Below are 15445 nucleotides of genomic sequence, written 5' to 3'. Positions count from 1 at the left end.
TTTGGGCGCCCGAGGCGCTGCCGGATGTCGTCCCGGTTGCGGTAACGACGTCAGGCGCTGACCCGAGTGCGCCAGATCTACCTCTATTCAACGTCTCGACGGCCGAAATGCGTCGCGCCGCTGATGGGTGGCACGCCGTGCTGCGCATCGGGACCGTGAACCACCGTGTCTGGTTGAAGGATGAACCTTCCATTGGTCATCGCTATGCCGCCAAACTTCCCTTCGATGAGAACTTGCCGCCGCGAGCGCATGCAGCTCGCAGATTGTGGCGCGCGCTCAACGGACGCGCGGCAGGCCCCGCTTTCCACGAACTTTCCAAACAGCGCCGGGATCGCCTAAGGCAAGTCGCGCGTGCGCTCGACGCACGTCATGCCGGTAGCAGCTATCGTGTGATCGCGTTGGCACTGCTTGGAAAGAAAAGCGTCCCAAAGCAAGCCTGGAAGACCCACGATTCCCGTAGCCTCATCATCCGTCTGGTACACGACGGCTTCTCCTTGATGCGGGGCGGCTATTGCAGGCTTCTGCGCTCCGGGCGCAGGAACAAATAGCCTCATCGCGGGGGTGTCGAAACATGCACCCCCGATCTTCGGCATCCCCCTCCGAAGCCCTGCTTCTCCAAGATGACCACACCCACGCCGGCGCCCTCATGGGTGGTGCGCCGCCATCTTGGAGCTCTCAAATGCCCGATCCGACCGCCGGACTTCCTCCGCGTTTCCTGCGCACTCCCGAGGCTGCACGCTACCTCGGCCTGTCTGGCCGCACGCTGGAAAAACATCGCACTTACGGTACCGGGCCGACCTACCGGAAGATCGGCGGCCGCGTCGTCTACGCCTTGGACGACCTGAAAGCGTGGGCCGATCTCGGCGCCAAAACGTCCACTTCTGACCCTGGCAAAGACACGGTGCTGCCGGCCAAAAAGCATTCGCAACTACGTCGTTATGCCGGCCAGGAACACCGCTGATGGTCGCTCTGAAGGCAATCATCATGCGACGCATTCAGCAAGCCGACCGCCATCAGCTTGAGCTTTTCCGCGCCCTGCCGGGAGATCTTGCTCCACGCGATGCGCAGGATCTGATGGCTTATCCATTCTTTTCGCTGGCTAAGACCAAAAGGATCGTGCCCATCGATTTCTGCGCCGGAACAACCTCAATCCGCGTCGAAGCTGTCCCGGAGCACGGCATGGCAACGATCTGGGACGCCGACGTCCTGATTTGGGCTGCCTCCCAGATCGTCGAAGCTCGCGATGCCGGTCTGAAAACATCACGCCTGATAGCCGCAACGCCATATGAGATTCTGACGTTCGTCGGCCGCGGCACCAGCGCACGCGACTACGACCGGCTGAAGGCAGGTCTTGACAGACTTCAGTCAACGACCGTGCTGACCTCGATCCGTCAACCCGCAGAACGGCGGCGGCACCGCTTCTCCTGGATTAACGAGTGGAAGGAAGCCGCTGATGCATATGGCAGACCATTTGGGATCGAACTGATCCTGCCAGATTGGTTCTATGCCGGCGTGATCGATGACGCTCTCGTTCTGACGATCGACCGCGCCTATTTCGACCTGACAGGTGGCCTTGAGCGCTGGCTTTACCGGCTGGTGCGCAAGCACGGCGGCCGGCAGCGCGGCGGCTGGAGCTTCGACCTTGCCCATCTTCATGCCAAGTCCGGCAGCCTCTCGCCGCTCAAGCATTTTGCCTACGACGTTCGACAGATTGTCCAGCGGCAGACATTGCCGGGCTATCGGCTCGTCCTCACGCGCGATCCAAACGGCCGCGAGCGGCTGAACTTCGCCTCGATCCCAAACCTTCCCGTTACGGCGCGCCTGTCGGCGCGTCGTTCGGGACCAATTTCAGGGGACAACCTGTGAATCAGCTCGTGCTATCGGGGACCGCAACCCTCGTGCCATCAGGGACCAGATCATCGTGCTATCGGGGACCGAAAGCGAACCTAAAGGCTTGTGAACGCGCGCTTTCCTGGCCCCCTAACTTTACTAACCAGAAATCCTTCGGATTTCTTCTAACGGAACTCGCTGTTGCCCACATTGTGGAAGAGCGGCAGTGGCACGGACGGTCGAGCTGCCTTCAGGTTCAAATCCCGCAATCGTCCGTCCTCATCACTAGCCGTTGGCTTTTCGAGCTTCCGGGAGAGACAGCATGAGCGATCTCACCGAGGTGGAAGTGCTGTGGCTGGAGAAGCGGATCGAGAACCGGGTTCGATTTGGCCGCAATGTCGAGGAACGGAAGCTCGATCGCCATCGTCGCGTCCTGGCATTTGCTCCAGGCAGCATCTTTGCGTTCGTTCGTTGGACGTCGAATGATTTCGGGACGGTGATTTCGCGCATTGATATCCTGCGTGCCGTCGCCGCGGGTCAGCGCTGCTCGACCGTGCCCTATGTGAAGCCAGGAGGCGACATTCTGCTTCGCCTTTCTGGCTGGCCGAAGGTCGAGCGCGTGCTGCAGATGATCGATGCCGTCGAGGCACTTGGTATCGATCCGGCTGATGTCGCCCCAGATCATTGGCAGCATGTCCACAACCGTCTTTCCGTCAATGAAAGCCCACGTCCCTACACGAAAGCTCGCCATCAGGCCTGGCTTCGCCGGCGGAGGATCATCCGATGAGAGGGCGGATGATGACGCTGCTTGCGATGTGCGGGGCTGCCGCAGCGATCGCCGTAACCATCGTGGAAGGGCGAACGCCGGCCTTCATCTGGAATGCATCGCCGAGCGTGCCCATCGGCCTTTACCGCCTGCGTTCCGCAGAGACTTTGTATGTCACGGAGCTGGTTGCGGTTCAGCCGCCTGAACCGCTGGCGAGCTTCCTCGACCTGAAGGGCTATTTGCCGCTCGGCCTTCCTATGCTCAAACGTATCCTCGCGCTCCCCGGGCAGACGGTTTGCAGAACAGGCCTCGCCATCTCGGTGGACAACATTGCTATGGGTGAGGCGCGTGAGCGTGACGGCCGCGGCCGTCCGCTGCCAGACTGGCAGGGCTGCCGCGTCGTCGGGCCGGCCGAGCTCTTTCTCATGAACTGGCAATCGGATGAGTCCTTCGACGGCCGGTATTTTGGCTTTCTTCCAGCCGCAGCCGTGATCGGCCGTGCGGACCCGGTGTGGACCTCGGAGGAGTGATGAGGTGTGTTCGTCATATTCATTTCACCATGCGCTTGTTCGATGGACCGCAAGGCCCTTTCTCCATTCCGGCTCCTCCATGCAAAGGCGATGTTAGGGAGGAACACCTCCCGCTGCTGAATGGCGCGCACAAAGGCTTTCTCCATCGGGAAGAGGCGCGCAGGAGGACGTACCTGGCACAGTTTGGCGCGCGCCTGTTCGCTGCACCCTTCCTGTTGCTCGTGCTCGCGCTTTGCAGTGCTTCGGTCGCCGAGGAGACAGCAACAGGGGCGGAGCACGAAGGGGCCCAGCCATTCGAAACCTTCATCATCGAAGCTTCACAGCGTTTTTCCATTCCAGTCTCCTGGATTGTCGAGGTGATGGCTGTCGAAAGCACTGGAGACGTTCGTGCCAGATCGCCCAAAGGCGCCATGGGGCTGATGCAGCTCATGCCCGACACCTGGGCCGAATTGCGCCGCCGGCACGCCCTCGGCAGCGATCCGTTCGACCCCCGTGACAACATCCTGGCAGGAACGGCGTATCTGCGTGAAATGCTCGACCGCTTCGGACCGAACGGCGTATTTGCTGCCTATCACGCAGGACCGCTGCGCTATCAGGAGCATCTTGCCGGGCGTCCATTGCCTGTCGAAACCCAAGCCTATGTGAAGAGGCTTGGGTCCGTGCTGGACGTCGATCAGCAACCGACCTGGAAGGCTGGCGTCACGTCATCAGCATCGTCGCTGCTCATTCCGCAGTCAACTCATAAGCCAACTGACATGCCGAGAACGGACGACCGGTCGATAAGGATTGTGCCTTCGGCAGACATCATGAACGCTATCTCCTCGCGAGATATTCTGCGGATCGTTCCAAGCTCGACTGGTCTATTCGTGGCGCGGACCGATTCTCGCACCATGCAATGATCAGAAGCGCGGTTGCGGAGCGGAACACATGTCAGCGAGCGATCGGCGAGAAGTGAGAGGGGCGGAGGTGAACGACCGTAAGCGTCCGGCATCTGCATACGGCATATGGGCGATGCCTTCGGCCCGCGCTCTACTCGTCGCTTCGCTCCTCACCGAGCCACCCTATGGGTGTCTCGGCCCTTCGGGTAACGATCGCTATCGCAAGCGCTCGCAAACAGTGTGCGCTTCGCAAACTAACTGCCACGTCGCGGCTGTTTTTTTCCCAATGAATCGGCCACCAGCCGACGTGTTTCTGCAGGCGCTGTTGGAGGATCCACCACAATGAATCCCAACTGCTCTTTGCCGTAAATCTCCCTCCTTTGCAGGCGAAAAGGCAGGAGATTTGTCTGCTGATCCGTGGACCAGCAGACGAAATGTTCGTCAACTAGAGGAAGGAAGAGCGAGTAACAAAGAACGACGGGCTAGGGCAAGATAAAAGCGGCTCGCCCGTCGAACGCCAAGCCATTGCCATGGCTTGGGTTCTGGCGTGCCGATCGGTCGTGGCGCGTGCCGCGCTTTGAACATTCACAAGCAAATTCAATGCATCTTTCGGTACTGACTAAGATTTACGAGGAAAGAACGACCGTGAATACCAAGGACAGCGAACTTCACATCCGGCCCGGCCGCATCCGCAGCACGCGCGCGCCCAAGGCCAAGAGCTTCTTCAATCAGGTACTGCAAGCGGCGCAGAAGGCGGGCCACACCTCCGCCTCCTCGATGAGCCGCGGAGGACGCGTCGGGCGCTCGACGTTCGGCCGCGGCCGGCTCCAGTTTGCCCGCAACCGTCTGTTTAGCGCTGCGCGCCGCGTGACCGTGAAGGCGCGGGTCGCGCGGCATAAGGGATTGGCATTCGGCTCGGCATCACTCGCGGCGCATATCTCGTACCTCCGGCGCGATGGCGTGACCCGCAGCGGCGAGAGAGCCTCGCTGTTTGACGCCGAACGCGAAGAGGTTGATGGCAGCGCCTTCGCCGAGCGTTGCAAGGGCGATCGGCATCATTTTCGATTCATCATCGCACCCGAGGACGGGGGCGAGATGAGCGATCTGAAAGCGTTCACGCGCGATCTCGCCAGGCAGATGAAGGCGGACCTCGGCACACGGCTCGACTGGGTCGCCGTCGATCACTGGAACACGGACAATCCACACATTCACCTGCTTGTTCGCGGGGTCAGCGACAACGTTGAGGACCTCGTGATCTCCCGCGACTATATCAGCCAGGGACTACGCTCTCGCGCGGAAGAGCTGGCATCCATCGAGCTCGGGCCCAAAGCCGAGCACGAGATCCGCAGGGCTCTCGAACGCGAAGTCTTCGCCGAAAGATGGACACGGCTCGACCGCGAGATCCGTCTGGCTGCCGACGAGACCGGCTATCTCGACCTGCGGCCCGATCGGGAAGGGATATCTGACCCCGAAATCCGCCGCCTTATGATCGGGCGCCTTCAGCATCTGCAAAAGATGGGCCTTGCCTCATCGGCGGTACCCGGTGAGTGGATGGTGGGTTTGGACGCAGAACCCCATCTCAGAGACCTTGCAATTCGGGGCGATATCATCAAGACCATGCATCAAGCGATGACAGAGCGGGGACAGGAACGAAGTCTCTCGGAATTCGCCGTTACGGGGGAAAGAACGACCGCACCGATTATCGGGCGATTATTGGCAACCGGGCTACACGACGAGCTCACCGGCGAAGCCTATGCGCTCATTGATGCGACCGACGGACGGCTCCATCACGTCCGCTTTCGTGGTCTTGAGGCATTCGAACAGGCGCCCCCCATTGGCGGCATTGTCGAAGTCAGGCAGTTCGGTGGGATGGACGAGCAGCGGCCGACGCGCGTGCTCGCCAATCGCTCGGATTTCGATCTTCCCGCGCAAATAGGTGCGCCGGGAGCAACCTGGCTCGACCACCGACTGGTCGAGCGCGATTCGATGCCGCTCGCCTTGGGCGGCTTCGGGCGGGAGGCTCGGCAAGCGATGCAGGCGCGAGCCGAACATCTTGCAGAAGCAGGGCTCGCACACCGAGCGGGAGGGCGCATCATCCTGCAACGCGATCTCCTCAATACGCTGCGGCGCCGGGAGCTAGAGGCGGCCGGTGCCGAAATCGCGGCCGAGACCGGCTTGCCTCACGCGCAAGCCGCAGTCGGTGAGCAGGTCGCAGGAACATACCGAAAGAGCCTGTCCCTCACGTCGGGCCGCTTTGCATTGATCGACAATGGGCTTGGCTTTCAACTCGTCCCCTGGACGCGCGAACTGGAAAAACGCCTCGGCCAGCATGTGACGGGAAGCGTTAGGGATGGCGGTGGGATCGAGTGGAGTTTCGGCCGCAAGCGCGACCTCGGTCTTTGATTTCCTTGGCCAGAGCGTCATTCAGCGAAGGAGAGCCTTGTCGATGTCCGGAACCAAGATCTTGTGGGGGCAGCTCGTGGCTGTCGGCGCGATCGTCCTGCTCACGATCTGGAGCGCGACGGAGTGGACGGCCTGGCGCTTGGCCTTCCAACCCGAGCTCGGTCTGCCCTGGTTCAAGATGTATGGATTTGCGGTCTATTACCCGCCCGAGTTCTTCTGGTGGTGGTTCGTGTTCGACGCCTATGCACCTGACGTATTCACCGAGGGCGCCTACATCGCCGCCTCTGGAAGCTTTCTCTCCATCGCCGTGGCCATCGCCATGTCTGTCTGGCGCGCCCGGGAGGCCAAGGACGTTGCCACCTATGGCTCGGCCCGATGGGCCAAGCTTGAGGAGGTGAGGGCGGGAGGTTTGCTGAGCGCGGACGGGGTTGTGCTTGGCCGACTGGAGAAGAACGACCTGCGTCACGATGGGCCCGAGCACGTCCTCTGCTTTGCTCCAACGAGGTCCGGCAAGGGCGTCGGGCTCGTCGTCCCCTCGCTGCTGACATGGCCGCACTCGGCCATCGTGCACGACATCAAGGGTGAGAACTGGCAGCTCACAGCCGGGTTTCGGTCGAAGCACGGCCGTGTGCTGCTGTTCGATCCGACCAATGCCAGATCATCAGCCTATAATCCGCTTCTGGAGGTCCGGCGCGGGGAGTGGGAGGTCAGGGACGTCCAGAACGTCGCAGATGTGCTCGTAGACCCCGAGGGCTCGCTCGACAAGCGGAACCATTGGGAGAAAACCAGTCATTCCCTGCTCGTCGGGGCAATCCTTCACGTCCTCTATGCCGAGCCCAATAAGACGCTCGCCGGCGTCGCCGCTTTTCTATCGGATCCCAAGCGGCCGATCGAAACGACGCTGAACGCGATGATGACGACAGCACACCTCAAGGACCAGGGGCCGCATCCGGTCGTCGCCTCTACGGCAAGAGAGCTGCTGAACAAATCCGAGAATGAACGCTCGGGTGTGCTTTCGACAGCGATGTCCTTCCTCGGACTTTATCGGGATCCCGTCGTCGCCGAAGTGACAAGCCGCTGCGATTGGCGGATCGCCGACCTTATCGCAGACAACTGCCCCACCACGCTCTACCTGGTCGTGCCGCCCTCGGATATTTCGCGAACCAAGCCACTAGTCCGCTTGATCCTCAACCAAATCGGGCGGCGGATCACCGAGGACCTTCAGGATAAGGATCGCCGTCACCGCGTGTTGCTGATGCTGGATGAATTTCCAGCTTTGGGACGACTTGATTTTTTCGAGTCGGCACTGGCTTTCATGGCCGGCTACGGCATCAAGGCGTTCCTCATTGCCCAGTCGCTCAACCAGATCGAGAAGGCCTACGGCCCGAATAACGCGATCCTAGACAACTGTCATGTCCGGGTAAGCTTTGCGACCAATGATGAGCGCACCGCAAGGCGCGTCTCCGATGCGCTAGGCACGGCAACCGAAATACGCTCCATGAAGAACTACGCCGGCCATCGGCTCAACCCATGGCTCGGCCATCTCATGGTCTCTCGCCAAGATACCGCGCGGCCGCTTCTGACCCCGGGAGAGGTCATGCAGCTGCCGCCGTCAGAGGAGATCGTGATGGTGGCAGGCACTCCTCCAATCCGTGCGAGAAAAGTGCGCTACTACGAGGATGAGCGATTTGCCGAGCGCGTACTTCCCCCGCCAGATCCCGTCAAGATCCGAAGGTCTTCTCGCGCCGACAGCTGGTCAGGGCTGAAGGCCGCTATTCCCGATAAGACGCCCGCGGACATTGGCGGTGGCGACGCTGACACGGCCAATGGCGGACTGCGGCGAGAGCCCGAGCTTCCGGATCACCTCGCCATCGTTAAGGAAACGACGGAGGTCGCGCCGGCCGAGGAATTCGCCGTGCTGGAAGACGACGAAGATGCCGCGCGCCAGTCGCGCCTGCTGCGGCAGAAGATGCGCGGCGTTGCGCGGCAAGCCGCACTCGACCCGAATGATGGCATTGAATTGTGAGAAGATCATGCGCAACCGCATGAACGTCTACTTCCCTCCAGAGCTGTTGGCACAGATCACGGAACTTGCCGATCGAAAAAACATCTCACGCTCTGCAATCGTCGAGGCGGCAGTCAGCTCGTTCCTGTCCCCAGATGGCTCGGACCGGCGGGAAGCCGCCTTTTCGCGTCGTCTCGACAGGATATCGCGCCAAATGCAACGCCTCGAACGCGACCTCGGACTTACCGCTGAAACTCTGGCTCTGTTCGTGCGGTTCTGGTTGACAGTCACGCCCCCGCTTCCCTCCGACGCCCAGGCTGCCGCCCAAGCCAAGGGGCGTGAGCGCTTCGAGGGTTTTGTCGAGACGCTCGGCCGTCGCCTGCAAAAGGGGCAGAGTTTTCTGCGCGAGATTCCCGAAGATATCGTTCGGCAGCCGGCGGACGGAGACAGCAACTGACATCGGTTGTTGAGGCTTTGCGCCAATGTTTCTCTTTCTACGCTAGCCTACGATCCGACGAGCCACGTTGTTGCGTCATCTTCCATCGTGGTTTTTCTAATCGTCCCCATCTGAGGCGCTCGTGGGGGGCGCTCTCAAGCGAATGGGGCTCTCGTGATAATCCAGTCGGCTCAAGCGGAGGCGATCTCGCGCGGCGCGCGCATGCTGCGCAGCGCGCTCGGGCCTGCGGTCGCGCGCTATCTCGAAGACGATGCCGTCATCGAAGTGATGCTCAATCCCGATGGGCGGCTCTGGATCGACCGCCTGTCCGGCGGTTTGGAGGATACCGGCCAGCAGCTGTCACCTGCGGACGGGGAGCGCATCATTCGGCTGGTCGCGCATCATGTCGGTGCAGAGGTCCATGGAGCTGCTCCCCGGATCTCGGCCGAGCTGCCGGAAACCGGAGAGCGGTTCGAGGGATTGTTGCCGCCGGTCGTGGCTCGGCCGACCTTTGCGATCCGAAAGCCAGCGGTCGCTGTCTTTACGCTCGACGATTACGTCGCCGCCGGGATCATGCGCGCCGGTCAAGCCGCGATGCTGCGGGACGCCGTTGCCGGGCGACAGAACATCCTCGTCGCGGGCGGCACGTCGACAGGCAAGACCACGCTGACCAATGCGCTGCTGGTGGAGGTTGCCAAGACCTCCGACCGGGTCGTTCTGATCGAAGATACCAGGGAGCTGCAATGCCTGGCAGCAAACCTCGTGTCTCTGCGAACCAAGGACGGCGTGGTCTCGCTGTCTGACCTCGTGCGCTCTTCACTTCGGCTGCGGCCGGATCGAATTCCAATCGGTGAGGTCCGAGGCGCGGAGGCGCTCGATCTCCTCAAGGCCTGGGGCACGGGGCATCCCGGCGGCATCGGCACGATCCACGCAGGTTCTGCGCTCGGGGCGCTACGTCGCCTGGAGCAGCTCATCCAGGAGGCGGTCGTCACCGTCCCGCGCGCGCTCATTGCCGAGACCATCAATGTCATCGCCGTCCTTTCGGGGCGCGGCGCCGATCGCCGCCTTGCCGAGCTCGCCCGCGTCGAGGGCATCAGTGCGGGCGGCGACTACAGTCTTTCACCAGCAGGAGATCTCAAGTGAACCATCGCCTCCAGACTTCGCAAGCTTTCACCCTGGCCTTGATTGCCATGACCACGACCGCTACCCCCGTCATGGCCGCCGGCTCCAACATGCCCTGGGAGCAGCCGCTCAACCAGATTCTGCAATCGGTCGAGGGGCCTGTCGCCAAGATCATCGCGGTCATCATCATCGTGGTCACAGGCTTGACGCTGGCCTTCGGCGATTCGTCCGGCGGCTTTCGCCGGCTGATCCAGATCGTCTTCGGCCTGTCGATTGCCTTTGCGGCTTCGAGTTTCTTCCTGTCGTTCTTCTCGTTTGGCGGCGGCGTGGTGATCTGATGCAGGAGGGCGTCGCAGGCTTCCTCGTGCCGGTGCATCGCGCATTGACCGAACCGATCCTGATGGGCGGAGCGCCGAGAGCTGTTGCGATCGTCAATGGCACGCTCGCAGCGGCACTTGGATTGGGATTGCGCCTGTGGATCGCGGGCCTGCTGCTCTGGGCGCTCGGCCACGCCGCAGCTGTATGGGCCGCAAAGCGCGATCCCGCTTTCGTCGAGGTCGTACACCGCCACCTGCGAATTCCCGCTCATTTCGATCTTTAGGAACCTTTCCCATGTTGAATCTTGCCGAATATCGCAAGTCGAACACCCGCCTTGCGGACTTCCTTCCCTGGGCCGCGTTGGTCGATGAGGGCATTGTCCTGAACAAGGATGGCTCGTTCCAACGCACGGCCAAATTTCGCGGGCCCGATCTCGACAGCGCGGTACCGGCGGAGCTCGTCGCAGTCGCCGGCCGGCTCAACAATGCGCTGCGCCGCCTTGGCTCGGGCTGGGCGGTCTTCGTCGAAGCCCAGCGTCACTCCGCGGGAGCATACCCGCCGAGCATGTTCCCGGACGTCGCCTCCGCGCTCGTTGACGCCGAGCGCAAGGCCCAGTTCGAGGAGGAGGGCGTCCACTACGAGTCGAGCTACTATCTTACGCTCCTTTATCTTCCGCCGCCGGAAGATGCCGCAAGGGCCGAGCGGCTTCTCTATGAGGGCTGCGCTCGCAACGAAGATGCCGATGCGCGGCAGGTGCTGGCTGGCTTCGTTGATCGGACGGCGCGCCTCCTGCAGTTGATCGAAGGCTTCATGCCCGAATGCCGCTGGCTCGATGACAGCGAAACACTGACCTATCTTCACGCGACGATCTCGACAAAGCGCCATCGTGTCCGCGTCCCGGAGATCCCGATGTACCTGGACGCTCTGCTGGCGGATCAGCCGCTCTCGGGAGGGCTGGAGCCGATGCTGGGAGCGGCGCATTTGCGGGTGCTCACGATCGTCGGCTTCCCGACCGCCACGACCCCTGGGATTCTTGATGACCTCAATCGGCTTGCCTTCTCCTATCGCTGGTCGAGCCGAGCCATCATGCTCGACAAGCTAGAAGCCACAAGGCTGCTAACCCGAATTCGCCGGCAGTGGTTCGCCAAGCGGAAGTCTATTGCCGCGATCCTGAAGGAGGTGATGACGAACGAAGCATCCTCGCTGCTGGATACCGATGCGCACAACAAGGCGATGGACGCGGACGCCGCGCTCCAGGAACTTGGATCCGACGAGATCGGAGAGGCCTTTGTCACCGCCACTGTCATCGTTTGGGATCTGAATGCAAGGGCGGCCGACGAAAAGCTACGCCAAGTGGAAAAGGTCATTCAGGGTCGCGATTTCACCTGCATGGTCGAGACGGTCAATGCCGTCGAGGCGTGGCTCGGCAGCCTCCCCGGCCATGTCTACGCCAATGTTCGGCAGCCTCCGATCTCCACCTTGAATCTCGCGCACATGATTCCTCTCTCTGCCGTCTGGGCAGGCGAGGCGAGGGACCAGCACTTCAACGCGCCGCCGCTGCTCTTTGGCAAGACGGAAGGCTCGACGCCATTCCGCTTCTCCCTTCACGTTGGCGACGTCGGGCATACTCTTGTTGTGGGACCGACCGGCGCCGGCAAATCGGTTCTGCTCGCGTTGATGGCCCTTCAGTTCCGCCGCTATCCCGGCTCGCAGGTGTTCGCGTTCGATTTTGGCGGCTCGATCCGGGCGGCCGCGATCGCCATGGGCGGCGATTGGCACGACCTTGGTGGCGCGTTGTCGGCCGATGATGGCGCACCGATCGCATTGCAGCCGCTGGCCTGGATCGACAATCCCGCCGAACGGGCCTGGGCGACTGACTGGGTGGCCGCTCTTCTTACACGAGAGAAGGTCGATCTTTCTCCAGAAGGCAAGGACCATCTGTGGTCGGCCCTGACCTCGCTTGCCTCGGCACCGGTACCCGAGCGGACGCTAACCGGGCTTTCTGTCCTTCTGCAGTCGAACGTCCTCAAGCGCGCTCTCCAGCCCTATTGTCTGGGTGGGCCCTATGGGCGGCTGCTGGATGCAGAATTCGAGCGGCTTGGGGAAGCCTCAGTCCAGGCATTTGAGACCGAAGGACTGATCGGAACGGGGGCTGCGCCGGCCGTACTCGCTTATCTTTTTCACCGGATCGGTGACCGGCTCGACGGCAGGCCTACATTGATCATCGTCGACGAGGGGTGGCTAGCGCTCGATGATGCCGATTTCGCAGGACAGTTGCGGGAGTGGCTGAAGACGCTCCGAAAAAAGAACGCCTCGGTGGTGTTTGCCACCCAGTCCCTTTCCGACATCGACGGCTCGGCAATCGCCCCCGCAATCATCGAGAGCTGCCCGACGCGGCTGCTCTTGCCAAACGAGCGCGCGATCGAGCCGCAGATCACAGCCATCTATCGCCGGTTCGGGCTCAATGATCGCCAAATCGAACTCCTGAGCAGGGCAACGCCGAAGCGCGACTATTATTGCCAGTCTCGCCGAGGCAACCGCATGTTCGAGCTTGGCCTCGGCGAGGTCGCACTCGCCTTTACAGCCGCATCAGCCAAGTCCGATCAACTCGCAATCGAGCACCTGGTCGCCGAGCACGGCGCCGAGGGGTTTCTAGCGGTCTGGCTTGAGCACCGCGGAGCAAGCTGGGCTATCGACCTCATCCCGAATCTGAAAAATCTGGAGTCATCACGATGAGCCTTCGACGCTTGCGTTTCGCCATCACGATCCTTGTTGCATCGGCTTTTTCTAGCGGCACAGCGCGTGCCCAGTGGATTGTGTTCGATCCCAACAATTACGTTCAGAACGTGTTGACCGCCGCTCGCGAGCTGCAGCAGATCAGCAACCAGATCACCTCGCTGCAAAACGAAGCGCAGATGCTGATCAACCAGGCAAAAAACCTGGCGAGCCTGCCCTATTCTTCGCTTCTGCAGCTTCAGACCTCCATCCAGCGCACCCAGCAGCTCCTTGGTCAGGCGCAGCACATCGCCTACGACGTCCAACAGATCGACCACGCCTTTGCCACAAGCTATGCGCCGGCAACAAGCAGCCAGTCCGATGCCGCGCTGTTTGCGGGAGCGCAGGCGCGCTGGCAGAACTCCGTCGGAGCGCTTCAGGACGCTCTTCGCCTCCAAGCCGGCGTTGTGGGCAACCTCGACACCAATCGCATTCAGCTGTCCGCCCTGGTGAGCTCGAGCCAGAGCGCCAGCGGCGCGCTCCAGGCAACCCAGGCCGGTAATCAGCTCCTCGCTCTTCAGGCCCAACAGCTCGCCGATCTCACCGCGACCGTCGCGGCCCACGGCCGGGCACAGGCTCTCGAAGCAGCCCAACGCGCAGCGGCCCAAGACCAGGGCCGCGAACAGCTGCAGCGCTTTCTGACTCCTGGGCCCGGCTATCAATCCTCCAACGTACAGATGTTTCACTGATGAGGGATCCGAAAACTATCAAGGCGGTGTCGATCGCAATCACCGTCTTTGGCGGCATAGTGGCGATCATCGCATGCACGCTCACGCTGCAGAATCATGCGGGTGAGCTCGAACACCAGCCGATGACCGCCCAAATACCGAGTGTGCACGAGGCTGACCTGATCCGTTGCCGTGCCGTGACATCCACGCAAACTGATGCCTATGAGACTTGCCGGAAGGTCTGGGCAGAAAGCCGCCGGAGCTTCCTTGGGCAGAAGACGGACTCGAAGGGTTCGTCAGTTGGCTCTTCGGCGGAAGAGGCTTTGGAAGCAAAGGATCAGAGCCGATTGCCTCAAGGCTATCTAGCCCGTCCTGCGGTAGGGGGCGACCAATGACCGGCACGGGCATCATCGACCAATTCCTGGAGACTTTTACACGCTACATCGACAGCGGCTTTGGTCTCGTGGGCGGGGAGGTCGGTTACCTCGCAACGACCCTCGCTGCGATCGACATCACGCTTGCAGCGTTGTTCTGGAGCTGGGGCGCGGACGACGACATCATCGCGCGGCTGGTCAAGAAGACGCTCTTCGTCGGGGTTTTTGCTTACCTGATCGGAAATTGGAACAGTCTCGCCCGTATCGTCTTCGAGAGCTTTGCGGGCCTTGGGCTGAAGGCCTCCGGCACCAGCTTGTCGGCCGGCGATTTCGTGCGGCCGGGCAAGATCGCGCAGGTGGGCCTCGATGCAGGCCGTCCGCTCCTGGACTCGATCTCCAGCCTGATTGGCTACATCAGCTTTTTCGAGAACTTCGTCCAGATCGTGGTTCTGTTGTTTGCCTGGGCAATCGTGCTTCTTGCCTTCTTCATTCTGGCCGTTCAGCTTTTCGTGACACTGATCGAGTTCAAACTCACTACATTGGCCGGATTTGTGCTGATTCCCTTCGGCCTGTTCGGCAAGACCGCCTTTGCGGCAGAGCGCGTCCTCGGCAACGTGGTCTCATCAGGCATCAAGGTGCTGGTGCTGGCTGTGATTGTCGGCATCGGCTCAACACTGTTTTCGCAATTTACGTCGGGCTTCAACGGCGCCCAACCGACCATCGAAGATGCCATGACATTGGTTCTTGCGGCGCTCTCGCTGTTGGCGTTGGGGATCTTCGGACCGAGCATCGCAAGCGGGCTGGTCTCCGGTGGGCCGCAACTCGGCGCAGGATCTGCGGTCGGTACAGCACTTGCCGCAGGCGGCGCCGCGGTGGCGACAGCCGGGCTTGCTGCAGGTGCGGCAGGTCTCGCCGGCGGAGCGCTCGTGGGCGCCGGCAGGATGGGCGCAAGCGCTGTCACGGGCACCGCAGCGGCATATCGCAGTGGCGGCCTCACGGGCGTCGCAAATGCGGCCGCCTCTGCAGCAGCAAGTCCACTTCGCAGGATGGCCTCGACGGTTGGCGGAGGCGGTCAATCGACGAGCACTTCAGCTCAGACCGCGAGCGGTAGCCCCACTTGGGCTCAGCGCATCAAGCAAGGTCAGGGCCTTGATCGGGGGGTATCGGCGGCAGTTCATGCAGTCAAATCCGGCGATCCCGGTGGCAGCGGCAGCTCGGTCGATCTCTCCCAGGAAGAGCGCCGATGAGAGGGATTTCCGAGAACGGCGCATGGCCGTCGAACTCCGCTCGGCCTGTTCCGATGATCAGCTGTTCTCGTGGGTCCTCTGCAGTGCGTCGGC

General features: G+C 61.8%; 16 protein-coding genes. All 16 read left to right on the top strand.

Annotation, left to right across the window (positions count from 1 at the left end):
- Positions 1-107 precede the first annotated feature (107 nt).
- Entirely contained in the window at positions 108-548 is a 441-nt protein-coding gene (locus tag AC0WRY_RS38785) for a DUF2285 domain-containing protein (protein WP_188637459.1), read from the top strand.
- Between the two features lie 131 nt (positions 549-679).
- A complete protein-coding gene (locus AC0WRY_RS38780) occupies positions 680-961 on the top strand; it encodes a helix-turn-helix transcriptional regulator (protein ID WP_128929809.1) in 282 nt (93 codons plus the stop codon).
- A 23-nt stretch (positions 962-984) separates the two neighbouring features.
- Positions 985-1866: a replication initiator protein A gene (locus tag AC0WRY_RS38775; RefSeq protein ID WP_128930181.1), complete on the top strand. Its 882-nt coding sequence runs from the start codon at positions 985-987 to the stop codon at positions 1864-1866.
- Positions 1867-2152: 286 nt separating this feature from the next.
- On the top strand, positions 2153-2617 hold the full coding sequence (locus AC0WRY_RS38770) for a DUF2840 domain-containing protein (RefSeq protein ID WP_128929810.1): 465 nt from the start codon (positions 2153-2155) through the stop codon (positions 2615-2617).
- The gene (locus AC0WRY_RS38765; RefSeq protein WP_128929811.1) at positions 2614-3126 is read left to right on the top strand and encodes a S26 family signal peptidase; all 513 of its coding nucleotides are present in this window, start codon (positions 2614-2616) and stop codon (positions 3124-3126) included. Before AC0WRY_RS38770 ends, AC0WRY_RS38765 begins: the two co-directional genes overlap by 4 nt.
- Positions 3126-4025, top strand: a complete 900-nt coding sequence (locus AC0WRY_RS38760; RefSeq protein WP_232995621.1) for a lytic transglycosylase domain-containing protein — start codon at positions 3126-3128, stop codon at positions 4023-4025. The genes AC0WRY_RS38765 and AC0WRY_RS38760 overlap by 1 nt, the downstream gene beginning before the upstream one ends.
- 624 nt (positions 4026-4649) lie before the next feature.
- Positions 4650-6407 carry a relaxase/mobilization nuclease domain-containing protein gene (locus AC0WRY_RS38755; protein WP_128929812.1) on the top strand — a complete coding sequence of 586 codons (1758 nt, stop codon included), beginning with the start codon at positions 4650-4652 and terminating at the stop codon, positions 6405-6407.
- Positions 6408-6450: 43 nt separating this feature from the next.
- Complete coding sequence (locus AC0WRY_RS38750) at positions 6451-8433, top strand: conjugal transfer protein TraG (RefSeq protein ID WP_128955108.1); 1983 nt, start codon at positions 6451-6453, stop codon at positions 8431-8433.
- 7 nt (positions 8434-8440) lie between these two features.
- Complete coding sequence (locus AC0WRY_RS38745; RefSeq protein WP_128929814.1) at positions 8441-8869, top strand: ribbon-helix-helix domain-containing protein; 429 nt, start codon at positions 8441-8443, stop codon at positions 8867-8869.
- A gap of 201 nt (positions 8870-9070) precedes the next feature.
- Positions 9071-9991: a P-type conjugative transfer ATPase TrbB gene (gene trbB, locus AC0WRY_RS38740; RefSeq protein ID WP_128930183.1), complete on the top strand. Its 921-nt coding sequence runs from the start codon at positions 9071-9073 to the stop codon at positions 9989-9991.
- A 47-nt stretch (positions 9992-10038) separates the two neighbouring features.
- Positions 10039-10308: a TrbC/VirB2 family type IV secretion system protein gene (locus AC0WRY_RS38735; protein ID WP_232995658.1), complete on the top strand. Its 270-nt coding sequence runs from the start codon at positions 10039-10041 to the stop codon at positions 10306-10308.
- The gene (locus AC0WRY_RS38730; RefSeq protein WP_128929816.1) at positions 10308-10571 is read left to right on the top strand and encodes a VirB3 family type IV secretion system protein; all 264 of its coding nucleotides are present in this window, start codon (positions 10308-10310) and stop codon (positions 10569-10571) included. The genes AC0WRY_RS38735 and AC0WRY_RS38730 overlap by 1 nt, the downstream gene beginning before the upstream one ends.
- Positions 10572-10582: 11 nt before the next feature.
- Complete coding sequence (gene trbE, locus AC0WRY_RS38725) at positions 10583-13024, top strand: conjugal transfer protein TrbE (protein WP_128929817.1); 2442 nt, start codon at positions 10583-10585, stop codon at positions 13022-13024.
- Positions 13021-13752: a P-type conjugative transfer protein TrbJ gene (gene trbJ / locus AC0WRY_RS38720; RefSeq protein WP_128929818.1), complete on the top strand. Its 732-nt coding sequence runs from the start codon at positions 13021-13023 to the stop codon at positions 13750-13752. Before trbE ends, trbJ begins: the two co-directional genes overlap by 4 nt.
- Positions 13752-14126, top strand: a complete 375-nt coding sequence (gene trbK-alt, locus AC0WRY_RS38715; protein WP_128955109.1) for a putative entry exclusion protein TrbK-alt — start codon at positions 13752-13754, stop codon at positions 14124-14126. Before trbJ ends, trbK-alt begins: the two co-directional genes overlap by 1 nt.
- Positions 14123-15352 (top strand): P-type conjugative transfer protein TrbL, encoded by a 1230-nt coding sequence (gene trbL, locus AC0WRY_RS38710; protein WP_128929820.1) that lies wholly within the window; start codon positions 14123-14125, stop codon positions 15350-15352. Before trbK-alt ends, trbL begins: the two co-directional genes overlap by 4 nt.
- Positions 15353-15445: the final 93 nt, after the last annotated feature.

It is taken from the genome of Bradyrhizobium sp. T-12, assembly GCF_058314695.1.
The sequence above is the reverse complement of the archived record's forward strand: the minus strand, read 5'-3'. Positions and strand labels throughout refer to the sequence as shown.